At 69.5% G+C, this 13,236-nt stretch carries 11 protein-coding genes; 5 read left to right on the plus strand and 6 right to left on the minus strand.

Going from position 1 to position 13,236, the window contains the following annotated elements:
• Positions 1-5 precede the first annotated feature (5 nt).
• Positions 6-1,469: an endonuclease gene (locus ACG0Z3_RS12090; protein WP_394397738.1), complete on the minus strand. Its 1,464-nt coding sequence runs from the start codon at positions 1,467-1,469 to the stop codon at positions 6-8.
• 244 nt (positions 1,470-1,713) lie between these two features.
• Here ACG0Z3_RS12090 and ACG0Z3_RS12095 point away from each other — a divergent pair, with 244 nt between their 5' ends.
• The 3 genes from ACG0Z3_RS12095 to ACG0Z3_RS12105 all read left to right on the plus strand — a co-directional run bounded on the left by ACG0Z3_RS12095 (position 1,714) and on the right by ACG0Z3_RS12105 (position 2,979).
• Positions 1,714-2,202, plus strand: coding sequence for a hypothetical protein (locus ACG0Z3_RS12095; RefSeq protein ID WP_394397739.1), 489 nt, complete (start codon positions 1,714-1,716; stop codon positions 2,200-2,202).
• Between the two features lie 211 nt (positions 2,203-2,413).
• Positions 2,414-2,665, plus strand: a complete 252-nt coding sequence (locus ACG0Z3_RS12100; protein WP_394397740.1) for a type II toxin-antitoxin system CcdA family antitoxin — start codon at positions 2,414-2,416, stop codon at positions 2,663-2,665.
• Entirely contained in the window at positions 2,665-2,979 is a 315-nt protein-coding gene (locus ACG0Z3_RS12105) for a CcdB family protein (RefSeq protein ID WP_394397741.1), read from the plus strand. The genes ACG0Z3_RS12100 and ACG0Z3_RS12105 overlap by 1 nt, the downstream gene beginning before the upstream one ends.
• A 10-nt stretch (positions 2,980-2,989) precedes the next feature.
• Here the strand turns inward: ACG0Z3_RS12105 and ACG0Z3_RS12110 are convergent, their stop codons facing one another.
• From ACG0Z3_RS12110 to ACG0Z3_RS12130, 5 genes are all read right to left on the minus strand, one after another.
• Positions 2,990-3,490: an endonuclease V gene (locus tag ACG0Z3_RS12110; RefSeq protein ID WP_394397742.1), complete on the minus strand. Its 501-nt coding sequence runs from the start codon at positions 3,488-3,490 to the stop codon at positions 2,990-2,992.
• A gap of 41 nt (positions 3,491-3,531) precedes the next feature.
• Positions 3,532-4,572, minus strand: coding sequence for a lipid A-modifier LpxR family protein (locus tag ACG0Z3_RS12115; protein ID WP_394397743.1), 1,041 nt, complete (start codon positions 4,570-4,572; stop codon positions 3,532-3,534).
• Positions 4,573-4,680: 108 nt separating this feature from the next.
• Positions 4,681-7,050, minus strand: coding sequence for a TonB-dependent receptor domain-containing protein (locus tag ACG0Z3_RS12120; RefSeq protein ID WP_394397744.1), 2,370 nt, complete (start codon positions 7,048-7,050; stop codon positions 4,681-4,683).
• 185 nt (positions 7,051-7,235) lie between these two features.
• The gene (locus ACG0Z3_RS12125) at positions 7,236-7,721 is read right to left on the minus strand and encodes an EF-hand domain-containing protein (RefSeq protein ID WP_394397745.1); all 486 of its coding nucleotides are present in this window, start codon (positions 7,719-7,721) and stop codon (positions 7,236-7,238) included.
• Between the two features lie 14 nt (positions 7,722-7,735).
• Positions 7,736-8,536, minus strand: coding sequence for a DUF4198 domain-containing protein (locus tag ACG0Z3_RS12130; protein ID WP_394397746.1), 801 nt, complete (start codon positions 8,534-8,536; stop codon positions 7,736-7,738).
• 319 nt (positions 8,537-8,855) lie between these two features.
• Between ACG0Z3_RS12130 and ACG0Z3_RS12135 the strand changes: the two genes are divergently transcribed.
• Both ACG0Z3_RS12135 and ACG0Z3_RS12140 read left to right on the plus strand, forming a co-directional pair.
• Positions 8,856-10,076, plus strand: a complete 1,221-nt coding sequence (locus ACG0Z3_RS12135; RefSeq protein ID WP_394397747.1) for an efflux RND transporter periplasmic adaptor subunit — start codon at positions 8,856-8,858, stop codon at positions 10,074-10,076.
• Between the two features lie 15 nt (positions 10,077-10,091).
• The gene (locus tag ACG0Z3_RS12140) at positions 10,092-13,235 is read left to right on the plus strand and encodes an efflux RND transporter permease subunit (RefSeq protein WP_394397748.1); all 3,144 of its coding nucleotides are present in this window, start codon (positions 10,092-10,094) and stop codon (positions 13,233-13,235) included.
• Position 13,236 lies beyond the last annotated feature (1 nt).

Below are 13,236 nucleotides of genomic sequence, written 5' to 3' on the forward strand. Positions count from 1 at the left end.
CCGGCTCACGGGCACCCCGCCGCAAACAGCGCTTCCACCCACGCCGGGTAGTCCACGAACGGATTGCGGTTGCCCTGCCGCTCGACGATGCGGGCGTGGCGGCGGAGTTCGTTGGCGTCCACCGGGTCTGCGCGGTGCCAGGCCACCAGCGTGCAGCGCTTGCCGAACAGGTTGCCGCTGGTGCCGACGGTGTCGGACAGCTCCAGGTTGCCCACGCCGGTGCTGTCGTTGCCCTCGTAGCGGATGGCCATGTAGAACATCATGCGCGCCACGTCGCCCTTGACCGCCGCGCGCGGCTCGAAGCTGTCGGCGTCGGTCAGGTTGCCGGGCGCCTCGCCGATGGCGCTGCCGCCCCAGTCGAAGTCCTTGTTGCCCCGGGTGCTGTTGACGGACACGTCGGCCGGGCGCAGGTGGTGGATGTCGGTGTGGGCCCATTGCCCTTCGTCGGGGAAGCCATGGCTCTTGGCCCAGACGTGCTCGCGGTTCCACGCATCCTGGTCGCTCGAATTGCCCGATGCGTTGTGCGTCTTGGGCTCGGAGCGGCCGGTGTAGATCAGGATGACGTTGGCCGTGTTGGCGGGGTCCTCGTCGGTGTACTTCAGCGCGTCCCACACGGCCGAGTAGCTCATGCGCGCGTGGTTGCGGGCCGCGGCCTCGTTCAGCGCCACGCGCAGCGCGGTGCCGGTCTTGCCGATGGCCTGCGCGTAGTAGGCGTTGAAGCCGCTCCAGGTGGCGCCGCCGGACGGCGGCTGCGTGAATGACGCGGTCAGCGTGACGCCGGCGAAGGCCTTGTAGCCGTACAGGCCGATGTAGTAGCTGCCCGCCTGGGGCTGGGCGAAGGTGCAGGTTTCCTCGTTGCCGTTGACGAGGGGGCGGCAATCGAACACGGCGGAGGTGGGCTCGGCGCCCGAGCGCACGTAGAGGTCCACCGCGCCGGTGCCGCCGCTGGTGCGCACGACGAGGTTGGTGCCGCCGGCGGGCACGTCGAGGCGGTAGCGCAGCCAGGCGCTGGCGGCGGCGGACTGGTTGGTCACCGGCACGCCGGGCTGCAGCACGACGGTGGCGGGCGTGCCGCTGCCGGCCGGCGTGTAGCTGCCAGCCAGGCTGGCGCCGCTGTAGCTGCTGTAGCCCTGCACGCGCACGTGGTAGGTGGCGGCCGTGGGGCTGGCGAAGCTGCAGGTCTCGGTGTTGGTGCTGCTGGTGGACGCGCAGTCGTTGCTGCCGCTGCTGGCTTGCGCGCCGCGGCGCACATAGAGGTCGGCATCCCCGCTGCCGCCACTGAGTTTGAAGCTCAGCTGCGTGGCTCCCGAGGGCACCACCAGCGTGTAGTCGCGCGTGCTGCTGGCAGCGCCCGACAGGCCGGTGGCGGCCACGCCGTTGGCCAGCGCGGTCTGCGCCTGCGCGGCCGGGGCCAGCACCACCCATGCGGCCGCAGCCGCCCACGTTGCGATCCAGCACCCACCACGCATGACGACACCTTTCAGTTTTACGGAGGCGTCAGACTAGCGGCGACAGGTGCGCGCCCCCAGTCGGGGTTGCCTGAAGCCGGATTGGTGTGCAGGCGGGCGCTGATGACGGGCAGGCACCGGCCCGGCCGGCGGCGCCGCAGCCGTCATTCGGCCCGCCTGCTGTCGATTCGTCGCAAGCGGAGAGCTCGTCGCGCGGCGCGTCGGCACAGTGCGGTCCATCGCCACCGCACCCCGAGCCACCGCCATGAACACTGCCGCCCACCTCCCCGTCTGGCCCTTCGCCCTGCTCGCCGTGCTGCTGGCCGTGGGCTATCGGCAGTCGCGCAGCCGCCTCGTGCGGCCGGCCACACTGGTGACGCTGGCGGCGGCCATGCTGGCGCTGTCCTTCTTCGGAGCCATCGCCACCTTCGGGGCCGGCGCCGTGCCGGTGCTGGCCTGGGCAGCGGGCTTTGCGGCCACGGTGAGCTGGGGCGCCCCGCTGCTCACGCCGCGTGGCCTGGCACGGGAGGGCGGCGCTGTGCGCATGCCCGGCAGCTGGGTGCCGATGGGCCTGATGCTGGGCATCTTCATGACGAAGTTCGGCCTCGGGGTCGCGGCCGGCGTGCATGCCGAGGTGCTGCACCAGGCGTGGTTCATCGCCGCGGCCTGCGCCGCGCTAGGCCTGCTCAGCGGCGCGTTCGCGGCCCGCGCCCGGGCCGTGCGTCACTTCGAACGGGCGGCTGCCGCGGCCTGACACGGCCGGTAAGGCGCCCTGGGCTGGCAGGCACTCGCTACCAGGATTCGGGGCCCGGTCTTCAAGCCAAATCCTGGTTAAACGTCACGCGGCCCCACTGGCCTGCGTGGATCATCTTCGCCAGCCCCGACACCCGGCAGGCGTGCCCCCCTCGCAAGCCACAGTCCGACCTCGCCGCTGAAGCAGCGCGCATTGTTCGTGCAGCCTGTTCATGCCCAGAACCGTCGACGCCCCAAAACGCGCAGCCAATCTCAGCCTGAACAGCAAGGTGCTGGACATGGCCAAGGAGTTGGGCATGAACGTCTCGGCCACGGTCGATGCGCTGCTGACAGCCGAGGTGGAGAAGCGCTACTGGGAGCGCTGGAACGAGCGGAACCGGCAAGCCATCGAGGACTACAACGCGCGCATCGAGCGTGAAGGGCTGCCGCTGGCCGCCTACCGCAGCTTCGCGAAGAAAGATTGATGCCGCGCTTTGACGTCTACGCCAACCCGAGCGTGCGCGAGCGCAAGACGACGCCCTTCCTTCTGGATGTGCAGAACGACTACATCGAGGGGCTGGCAACGCGCGTGGTGATTCCGCTGCGCACGCAGGCCTACTTCGGCACGCGCGCTGATCGGCTGAATCCATTGGTGCATGTCGCCGACGAAGCGGTCGTGCTGGACACGGCCGCCATCGGTGCCGTGCCGCTGAACCTGCTCAAACGCCCGCTGACCAAGCTGCGCGCCGAGCAAGGCAACATCACGGACGCGCTGGTCACGCTCTTCGGCGCGTTCTGAATCGGCCGGCTTACTCGCCATTCTTCGCCAGCCGCGCCACCAGCTTCATCAGCGTCGGCACGCGCTTGCGGCCATGCATGCCGCGCACGCGCACCTTGGCGGCGCCGATGTCCAGGCCCGCGCTGGTCACCGTCAGCGGCTTGGCTTCTTCCTCTCGCATCACCTCGAACTGCGCTGTGAGCCCCGGCCGGCTGGCCTTGGCCACGCCGATGACCGGCACGCGACCGCCCAGTGCATGGAACAGGTGCTGACCCGGGCCCGGCGTTTCGTCAGCGTCGAGGTGAACGAAGCCGTCGAGGAGGATGAGCTCGGGGGCCAGCGCATGCTCGCGCAGCAACTGCATCACGCAATGCAGCTCGCGCAGGTCAGGCTCACCGCGCGCGGGCTTCTCGAGCTGGGCGATGAGGGTGACGAAGCTGCGGGTGGCTTCGGGCGCGTCCCAGGCGTCGAAGGCGACGGCGGCAACGCGGGCCTGCGGGCCGTCGAAGTGAACGGTGATGGCGAGTTTCATGCGGCATTTTGAGGCTCCCCGGCCACCGGAGTCCTGCCGACCTATTCGGTATGCACGAGCGACACCGTGCCCCAACGCTGGGACGCCTCGCGAGCCGGGCCCCGGTTCGAGACGAACTCGGCGCTGCGCAGAGTATGTGTGTACATCACGCGCCAATGCCGGCCAAGCGGGAGGTTGGCACCCAGCTGTAACGCTGCCACGCCACGCCGCAGGCGCAGCTCCGGGTCGCCCGAGACCGTGCGGCCCGTGATGAAGCGGTTGTGGCCCACGGCCGTGGCGCTCACATTGGCAAACACCAGCAGGCGGCGCAGCGCCTGCGTCTCGCCGAGGTCGTGCACCACCAGATCGCCATCGTTGCTCACGGCGAAAACAGGGTTGCGCCCCGCCTGCCAACCCAAGCTCAGGCCTGCCAGCAGGCTGGCGTAGCTGCGATGGGTACCGACAGCCGCCGCGTAGCCGGTGTGAAAGCCCCAGCGGTCCGAGGCGCCGCCGCGGTCGCCGAAGCTCCGCAAGGCCATGTGCTGCGCCTGCACAAAAGGCCGCGAGGGCTGCTGGTGCTCCCAGCCCGCCGGGTAATCGGCCCCGATCAGCCGGTGCCACTTGCGCTGCACCCAGGCCGCCTTGCTGCCACGCCCGGCCACGCCCAGCTTGAGGTCCGTGCTCTCGAACATCTGGCTGCGGTAGCCGAACACCGTGGCGCCCGCGTAGAGGGCTCCCGACCACGGCCGATCCAGGTGTTGAGGGGCCGAGATGGTGATGTCGGCCGGCGTGTACATCAGCTGGCCGACGTTGTAGGCGATGCCCTGCCCGGACTTCTCGCCCTGGGCGGGTGCGGCCAGCAAGGCCTGCCCCAGCAACAGCGACCTGGCATCGAGCAGCCGGGCACTGATCGGGTCGGCCTCCCGGTGCGGCCGCTCCACGACCCAGGAGACGCGCATCGCATTCGTGAACCAGCGATCCGTGCGGGCGAACATGTCGTTGTCCCAATCGAATTGCCAGCCGCGGTAGCCGGACTTGCCGGGCGCCGATTCGACCTCAGGGGCTGAACCGGGCGCTGCCCAGCAGGTGGCACACATCGACATCACAACGAACAAAGGAGAGAGCATCGGGCGCATGGGAAACCTCCACCCTGATGCTGTCACTCCGTTGCGCGGCCAGCCTCATCAACTCTGCGTAGCGGGCAGCACGTCTCAGAACTCCGCGCTTACGCTGAGCGCGAACGTGCGCCCCGGCGCCGTGGCCAGCTCGATCTGCTGCTGGTCGCGCGCGCCGGCGGGCTGCAGGCTGCGGGTGCTGGCGTAGCTCCAGTAGCGCTTGTCACCGACATTGAGCACGGCGGCATTCAGGCGCAGCTGCGGCGTCAGGCGCCAGTAGCCGGCCAGGTCGAAGCGGGCAAAGCCTGGCACGCGGTAAAGCTGCGTGGTGGCATCGGCCAGCTGGGCACCGGGGTTGTTGCTGAAGGACTGGCGCGTGGTGGCCACGGCCTGCTTGGCGCGCACGAAGGTGCCGGTGAGCTGGCCGCCCCACACCTTGCGCTCGGCCTCATAGCCCAGGCCCAGCACGGCCTTGGCGGGCTGCACGGTGTCGAGGTCCACATCCTTGTCGCCCGCGTAGTTGGACTTGGACGTGCCCTGGCTGTAACCCAACGCCCAGCTGCTGTAGAGGCCGCGCAGCGCGGGCGTCCAGGTGCCGTGCTCCAGGCGCAGCTTGAGCTCGGCGCCGTAGATGCTGGCCTCGTCGCGGTTGCTGGCCTGGTAGAGGATGGACAGGCTGGGCTGGATGTTGACGAACTTCTCCGGGTTGTTGGCGCGCGTGTAGCGGGTGTAGGAGATGAAGTCCTCGTACTGTGTGTAGAACACCGAGCCGGCCAGCGTGACGCCCGGCATGGGCGAGCCCTTGAGCCCGATGTCGAAGGCGTTGCTGGTTTCGGCCTTGAGGTTGCGGTCGCCCAGCAGCGCGTAGCTGCCGCCGCCGCTGTTCCAGTAGCCAAAGATCTCGCCGTTGGTGGGCACGCGGCCGCCGCGCTTCCATTGCGCGTACGCGCTCAGGCCGGGCTGCAGTTCGTACAGCAGCGCCAGGCTGGGGCTGGCGATGGTGGTGGCAGGCGCGTTGCCGTACATCGCCTCCAGTTCCGCCTGCGTGATGCGCGTGCTGCCGAAGCGCGCGGTGTTGCGGATGCTGGGGTCCACGCGATCCACGCGCAGGCCCGGCACGATGGTGAGGCGCTTTCCTGCCAGCGTGAAGTCGATGCTGTCCTCGATGAAGGCGCCGGTGCGCAGCGTCAGCGTGTCCGGGAAGGGCTGGCCCACGGCGCCCAGGCCGGTGTCGGTGGTCGTGAACGGGTGTTCGTTCTCGGTGCGCGAGTGGTTGAGGCCGAACTTGAGGCCGTGACGGCCGAGGCGCTTCTCGCCCACGGTGGAGAAGCCGACCTGCGTGGTGCTGTTGCGCGAGGTTTCCAGCGTCTGCGCGTTGGTGGCGAGCGTGACGGTGCGGGTGGCGTCGTCCATGTCGGTGTTCTGCGCGAAGACGCGGGTGTCCAGCCGGTCCAGCAGGCCGCCGGCGCCGGGTGTCCAGCGGTGGGCCAGCGAGACGGTGTCGCGGCGCGTGCTGGCGTCCTGCACCGAGCGGCCGGTGATGGCGGTGGCCGCCGTGTTCCAGCTGTCGAAGGCGGAGTCGCTCTGCTTGCGATAGAGGTCGGCGGCGAGTTCGAGCTGGTGCGCCGGGTTCACGCGCAGCACGCCCTTGAGCAGCAGCGCGTCGGAATGCCAGTCCTCCGGGTAGGCGGCGACGCTGGCGCTGTGGTTCTCGGTCTGCTGGCCGTCGCGGCGGGTGTAGCTGAGCAGCAGGCCCAGGTCGCCGGTCTGGGCGGCCAGCGTGGTGCCCTTGGTCCAGGTCCGGTTGGCCTCGCTGTAGCCGAGCTTGGCGCCGGCGTAGAAGGGCTTGGTCGCGCTGACGTAATCCTGCGGCGACTTGCTGCGAAAACTCACCGCGCCGCCGATGCCGCCGGCCGAGCGCTGGGCGTTGGTGGTGCCGGACTGAATGTCCACGGCAGCGTACTGGTCGGGGTCGATGAAGTCGCGGCCCATGCCGAAGGTGCCGTCCTCGGACCGCGCGGTCAGCGGCGCGCGGCTGACGGCGTCGGGCATCTCGATGCCGTCCACGTCCAGGCCCACGCGGTTGCCCTCGACGCCGCGGATGTTGTAGTTGGTCGTGCCGCCACGGTCGTAGCGGCTGGCGCCGCGGGTGGAGCCCAGCGTGGTGCCGGGCGCCTCCACCAGCGGCTGCTCACGCATGACGTCGGCAATGCCGGTGCCGCCGCTGCGCTCGACATCGGCCGCCGTCACGACGCTGCGGCTGCCGGCCTCGGGGCGCTCGGCGGCGGCCTTGACGCGCACGACGGGCAGCGCATCGGCGTCTTCAGCGGGCTTCTTGGGCGGGGTCTGTGCCTGCGCGGTGGCGCCGGTCACGGCCAGCGCGATCAGGGCCTGGCGTGCGGCTTGTGCGAGCGCCAAGGCACGGGGAGCGCGAACGACAACGCGCGAATGGATCTTCTTGTGCATGCGAAACCTTGTGGGGTGAGCCTGGCTGGCTTCGCGATGCGATGGCTGGCGACGGCGGGCCGCACGCCGGCCGCTGGGCGGCGGCGCGCTGGCCGGGAGGGCAAACAGGGATGGGAAATGGCGCGGCCGCGCTGGCCGCCGCCGTCACAGCGGCGTCAGCGCGGCGGGGATGGGCCGCGCGAGGCTCAGGGCGACACGAAGCCGGTCTTGCCGGCCTTGCGCTCTTCTTCGGCGAGCTTGATGTCGACCTCGTCGACGCCGTTGTCCTGGTTGCGGTCGTGCAGCTTGAACATGCGCAGGCCCGTGGCCTGGAACTCCTCCAGGCTGATGCTGCCGTTCTTGTCGGCGTCCAGCACACCGAAGCGCACCTTGGCCTGGCGCATCTGGCGCTGCAGCTCTTCCTTGCGCTTTTCGGGGTCGGCCATCTTGCCGACGCGCTGCATCAGGCGGCCCTCGAACTCGCCCAGGTATTCGGCCTCGCTGAGCTGGCCGTCGGCGTTGAAGTCCATGCGCGTGAATTCGACCTGGCGGCCCAGCTTGAACTCGTCCAGCAGCACGCGGCCGTCGCCGTTGAGGTCCTGCTCGGTGATGAAAGTGGTGGAGGAATGCGAGGCAGCTGCGGCGGGCAGCGCGGCGATGGCGAACAGGACGGTGGCGAGGGCGTGCTTCATGGCAATGGCGGGTTTCACGGCTGGGGCTGGACTTCGACGGTGAGCGTAGCGGTGTGGCTGAGCCACAGCGCGGGGTTGTCGGGCGAGGCGCGGCGCACGCGCACCTGCAGCAGGTACAGGCCGGCGGTCTTGGGCTTGAAGCTGACCTCGCCGGCCGCGTTGCTGGTGTAGTCCTGCTCGGGCTGCTTGTGGCTGGCGTAGTTTTGGCCATCGGCGATGACGGTCAGCGCCTGGCCGGCCAGCGGCTGGCGGCCGTCGCGCACGCGCACGGTGACGGTCTCGCCGGCATACAGCGCATAGGGCTTGCTGACGGGCTGGATCTGCACGCCGTCGATGCTGAAGTCTGGCGCCGTGGGCGTGCCGCGCGTCACGTAGACATCGGCGCGCGTGAGGCTTTGCACCTCGATGGGCTGGTCACCGGGCTGCACGTCGTCCTTGCGCTCGGCGAAATGCACCTGGCCCTGGCGCAGCACGCCCTTGGCGAGGCGCCCCTTGCGCAGGCCGCTGGACACCAGGTAGGTGCCGTTGCCGGCGGCCAGCGGCACTTCCAGGTAGCTGGCGTCCTTCAGCACAGCGGCGGGCGTCAGCGGCTGTTGCTTGCCATCGGGACCGACGAGGTGGAAGGCGTCGGACTTCATCGCCACGTCGGGGCGCAAGTCGCCCTCGGCGAACGAGGCCTCGACGGTCACGTGCTTGCGCTGCGCCGAGGGGTTGAAGTCGTTGGGCTTGAGGTAGGGCGAATGGGCCTGGGCCGCAGCGCTGAGCAGCAGCGGGGTCAGGCAGGCGGCAAGCGGGCGGAGCCGGTAAGGGGACATGGCGTGTGGGGTCAAAGACAAGGGATGGCGGCCGCGCTGCCGTGGTAGCAGCGGTCTTTTTCATCATAAATGCGAACAAATCGCATTTGAGAATTATTCCCATCAAAACCCTGCTGGCGCTGCGGCTGATCACCCGCGCTCGGCCCGGCGGCCGTTGTGCTCACAGCCTGTGCGGGATGTCACGACAGCGCCCGCAATGTCCCCATAAGACTGAATGGTCATTCAGATTTCGCTTGCTGCGGCGCAGCAGAAAAATAGAATGAACGATCATTCAATATTCAAGGCGCTGCAGGCAGCGGCTCCGCCACCGAGGTTCACGATGTCCAAGTCCCCTTCCCGTCTTTCATTCGGCATGCCGGTGTTCACCGCGCTGACGCTGGCGGTCGCCGTGCTGGCCGCGCTGTCGCTGACCGCCTGCGGCAAGGCCGGCTCCCAGACCCAGCCACAGGCCGGCGCAGCGCAGGCGGCCCAGGTGAGCGTGCTCACGCTGCAGCCGCAGCGCGTCACGCTGGCCACTGAGCTGGCCGGCCGCACCGTGGCCACGCAGACCGCCGAGGTGCGGCCGCAGGTGACCGGCATCGTCAAGACCCGCGCCTTCACCGAGGGCAGCGACGTCAAGGCCGGCCAGTTGCTCTACCAGATCGACCCCGCCAGCTACGAGGCTGCGTTGGACAGCGCCCGCGCCACGCTGGCCAAGGCCGAGGCCGCCGCGACGACCGCGCGTCTGAAGGCCGCCCGCTATGACGAGCTGGCCGGCATCGACGCCGTCTCCAAGCAACTGCGCGACGACACCCAGGCGGCGCTGAAGCAGGCGCAAGCCGACGTGGCGGCCGCCACCGCGGCAGTGCGCACCGCACAGATCGACCTGGACCGCACCCGCGTGACGGCGCCCATCGCCGGCCGCATCGGCCGCTCGGCCGTGACACCCGGCGCGCTGGTGACCGCCAACCAGACCACCGCCATGGCCACGCTGCAGCAGCTGGACACCATCTATGTCGACGTGCAGCAGACCAGCGCCGAATTGCTGCGCCTGCAGCGCCAGCTGGCCGACGGCACGCTGCAGCGCGACGCTGCCGGCCAGGCACGCGTGACGCTGCTGCTGGAAGACGGCAGCACCTACCCGCTGGCCGGCAAGCTGCAGTTCAGCGAGCTGCAAGTGGACCCGGCCAGCGGCAGCGTGACCTTGCGCGCCCAGTTCCCCAACCCCAAGCGCCAGCTGCTGCCCGGCATGTATGTGCGCGCCCAGGTGCAGAGCGGCGTGCAGGCCGAGGGCATCCTGGCGCCGCAGGCCGCCGTGCAACGTGATGCCAAGGGCAACGCCACAGCCATGGTCGTCGACAAGGACGGCAAGGCCGAGGCCCGCGTGCTGCAGACCGGCGCCGTGGTGAACGGCCAGTGGCTGGTGACCTCGGGCCTGGCCGCGGGCGAGCACCTCATCGTCGACGGCCTGCAGCGCCTGCGCCCGGGCGCACCGGTGCAACCGGTGCAGGCCCCAGCGGCCGCCGCCACCGTCCCGGTCGCTGCCGCGCAAGCCCGCTGATCGAAAGGCTCTCCCATGTCACGCTTCTTCATCGACCGCCCCATCTTCGCGTGGGTGCTGGCCATCGTCGTGATGCTGGCCGGCGCGCTGTCCATCCGCACGCTGCCGGTCTCGCAATACCCGAGCATTGCGCCGCCGCAGGTCTCCATCAATGCCACCTACCCCGGCGCCTCGGCCAAGACGCTGGAAGACACCGTCACCCAGGTCATCGAGCAAAAGCTCAAGGGCATTGATGGCCTGACCTACATGTCCTCCACGTCGGACTCGCAGGGCAACGCCAGCATCACACTGACCTTCGCCGCCGGCACCAACCCCGACACCGCCCAGGTGCAGGTGCAGAACAAGCTGGCCGCCGCCACACCGCTGCTGCCGCAGGAAGTGCAACGCCAGGGCGTGCAGGTGGTGAAGTCCACGATCAACTTCCTGATGGTGGTGGGCTTCGTGTCGGAGGACGGCAAGCTCTCCGGCACCGACCTGTCGGACTACGTGTCCACCAACGTGCTGGACCCGTTGAGCCGCGTGGAAGGCGTGGGCGAGGTGCAGCTGTTCGGCGCGCAGTACGCGATGCGCATCTGGCTGAACCCCAACCAGCTCAACCAGCACGGCCTGACGCCGGCCGACGTGTCCGCCGCCATCCAGGCGCAGAACGCGCAGGTCTCCGCCGGCCAACTGGGCGCCGCGCCCGCCAACGTGGGCCAGCAGCTCAACGCCACCGTGACGGCGCAGAGCCGGCTGCAGACCCCCGAGCAGTTCCGCAACATCGTGCTGAAGACGGCCGCCGACGGCGCCACCGTGCATCTGCGTGACGTCGCCCGCGTGGAGCTGGGCGCGGAGAGCTACGCCACCGTGTCGCGCTACAACGGCAAGCCCGCCGCAGGCGTGGCCGTGAAGCTGGCCACCGGCGCCAACGCGCTGTCCACGGCCAAGGCCGTCGAGGCGGAACTCCAGCGCATGGAGGGCTTCATGCCCGCCGGCGTGAAGGCCGTCATCCCGTACGACAGCACGCCCTTCGTCGAAGTCTCCATCCACGAGGTGGTGAAGACGCTGATCGAGGCGGTGATCCTCGTGTTCCTGGTGATGTATCTGTTCCTGCAGAACTTCCGCGCCACGCTGATCCCGACGATCGCGGTGCCGGTGGTGCTGCTGGGGACCTTCGGCGTCATGGCCGCGGCGGGCTTTTCCATCAACACGCTGACGATGTTCGGCCTGGTGCTGGCCATCGGCCTGCTGGTGGACGACGCCATCGTCGTCGTCGAGAACGTGGAGCGCGTGATGACGGAGGAAGGCCTGTCCCCGGTAGAGGCCACGCGCAAGTCCATGGGCCAGATCACCGGCGCGCTGGTGGGCATCGCCCTCGTGCTGTCGGCCGTGTTCGTCCCGATGGCCTTCTTCGGCGGGTCCACCGGCGTCATCTACCGCCAGTTCTCCATCACCATCGTGTCGGCCATGGTGCTGTCGGTGTTCGTCGCCCTGGTGCTGACGCCGGCGCTGTGCGCCACGCTGCTCAAGCCGGGCCACGGTCCGGCCACGCGCGGCTTCTTCGGTGCCTTCAACCGGCGCTTTGACAGCGCCACCACCGGCTACCAGGGCGTCGTCGCGCGCATGCTGCGCCGCTGGGGCCGTCACCTGGTGGTCTACGGCGCGCTGGTGCTGGGCATGGCCTGGCTGTTCATGCGGCTGCCCACGTCCTTCCTGCCGGAAGAAGACCAGGGCATCCTGTTCTCGCAGATCCAGCTGCCGGCCGGCGCCACGCAGGCGCGCACGATGGACGTCGTTCAACGCGTGGAGAACCACTTCCTGCAGAACGAGAAGGACAACGTCGAGTCCGTGTTCGCCGTCACCGGCTTCAGCTTCGCCGGCCGTGGCGAGAACATGGCCATCGGCTTCGTGAAGCTCAAGGACTGGGGCGAGCGCAAGAGCGCCGCCCAGCAGGTGCAGGCCATCGCCGGCCGCGCGATGGGCGCCTTCATGCAGTTCCGCGACGCCTCCGTCTTCGCGTTCGCACCACCGGCCGTGCTGGAGCTGGGCAACGCCAGCGGCTTCGACATCTACCTGCAGGACCAGGGCGGCGTGGGCCGCGACGCGCTCGTCGCTGCGCGCAACCAGTTCCTGGGCCTGGCCGCCAAGGACCCGACGCTGGTGGCCGTGCGCCCCAACGGCCTGGCCGACGCGCCACAGCTGCGCCTGGACGTAGACACGGCCAAGGCCGGTGCCCTGGGCCTGTCGGTCGCCGACATCAACAGCCTGCTGTCCACCGCCTGGGGCGGCGCCTACGTGAACGACTTCATCGACCGCGGCCGCGTGAAGAAGGTCTACCTGCAGGCCGACGCTGCCTACCGCATGCAGCCCGACGACCTGAACAGCTGGCGCGTGCGCAACGCGCAGGGCCAGATGGTGCCGTTCTCGGCTTTCGGCACGGCGAGCTGGGAGCTGGGCTCGCCCCGCCTGGAGCGCTACAACGGCCTGCCCGCACTGGAAGTGCTGGGCCAGCCGGCGCCGGGCCAGAGCTCGGGTGCGGCGATGAAGTCGGTGGAAGCCATCGTCGCCCAGCTGCCCCCGGGCATAGCCGTGAGCTGGACGGGCCTGTCCTACCAGGAACGCCTGACCGGCGACCAGGCACCCATGCTGTACGCGATCTCGCTGCTGGTGGTGTTCCTGTGCCTGGCCGCGCTGTACGAGAGCTGGAGCATCCCGTTCTCGGTGATGCTGGTGGTGCCGCTGGGCGTCATCGGCGCGCTGCTGGCAGCAACGCTGCGTGGCCTGTCCAACGACGTGTACTTCCAGGTCGGCCTGCTGACGACCATCGGCCTGTCGGCCAAGAACGCCATTCTCATCGTCGAGTTCGCCAAGGAGCAGATGGAGGCCGGCCGCGACGCCGTCACCGCCACGCTGGAGGCCGTGCGCCTGCGGCTGCGCCCCATCTTGATGACGTCGCTGGCCTTCGCGCTGGGTGTGTTGCCGCTGGCGATCGCCACCGGCGCCGGCTCGGGCAGTCAGAACGCCATCGGCACCGGCGTGCTGGGCGGCATGTTGAGCGCGACGGTGCTGGGCATCTTCTTTGTGCCCGTGTTCTTCGTCGCCGTGCAGACCTGGTTCCCCAAGAAGACTTCCCCGGCGCACGCCCCGAAGGCGGCACCCCAAGCCCTGGAGGGCGTGTGAC

The organism is Pelomonas margarita (assembly GCF_043555875.1).
Taxonomy (GTDB): Bacteria; Pseudomonadota; Gammaproteobacteria; order Burkholderiales; family Burkholderiaceae_C; genus Pelomonas; species Pelomonas margarita.

What these genes read in the sequence shown, in the direction of transcription:
- ACG0Z3_RS12100 (WP_394397740.1), top strand. Translation starts at nt 2,414, where the DNA reads ATGCCCAGAACCGTCGACGCCCCAAAACGCGCAGCCAATCTCAGCCTG.
- ACG0Z3_RS12125 (WP_394397745.1), bottom strand. Translation starts at nt 7,721, where the DNA reads ATGAAGCACGCCCTCGCCACCGTCCTGTTCGCCATCGCCGCGCTGCCC.
- ACG0Z3_RS12090 (WP_394397738.1), bottom strand. Translation starts at nt 1,469, where the DNA reads ATGCGTGGTGGGTGCTGGATCGCAACGTGGGCGGCTGCGGCCGCATGG.
- ACG0Z3_RS12140 (WP_394397748.1), top strand. Translation starts at nt 10,092, where the DNA reads ATGTCACGCTTCTTCATCGACCGCCCCATCTTCGCGTGGGTGCTGGCC.
- ACG0Z3_RS12130 (WP_394397746.1), bottom strand. Translation starts at nt 8,536, where the DNA reads ATGTCCCCTTACCGGCTCCGCCCGCTTGCCGCCTGCCTGACCCCGCTG.
- ACG0Z3_RS12115 (WP_394397743.1), bottom strand. Translation starts at nt 4,572, where the DNA reads ATGTCGATGTGTGCCACCTGCTGGGCAGCGCCCGGTTCAGCCCCTGAG.
- ACG0Z3_RS12120 (WP_394397744.1), bottom strand. Translation starts at nt 7,050, where the DNA reads ATGCACAAGAAGATCCATTCGCGCGTTGTCGTTCGCGCTCCCCGTGCC.
- ACG0Z3_RS12110 (WP_394397742.1), bottom strand. Translation starts at nt 3,490, where the DNA reads ATGAAACTCGCCATCACCGTTCACTTCGACGGCCCGCAGGCCCGCGTT.
- ACG0Z3_RS12135 (WP_394397747.1), top strand. Translation starts at nt 8,856, where the DNA reads ATGTCCAAGTCCCCTTCCCGTCTTTCATTCGGCATGCCGGTGTTCACC.
- ACG0Z3_RS12095 (WP_394397739.1), top strand. Translation starts at nt 1,714, where the DNA reads ATGAACACTGCCGCCCACCTCCCCGTCTGGCCCTTCGCCCTGCTCGCC.
- ACG0Z3_RS12105 (WP_394397741.1), top strand. Translation starts at nt 2,665, where the DNA reads ATGCCGCGCTTTGACGTCTACGCCAACCCGAGCGTGCGCGAGCGCAAG.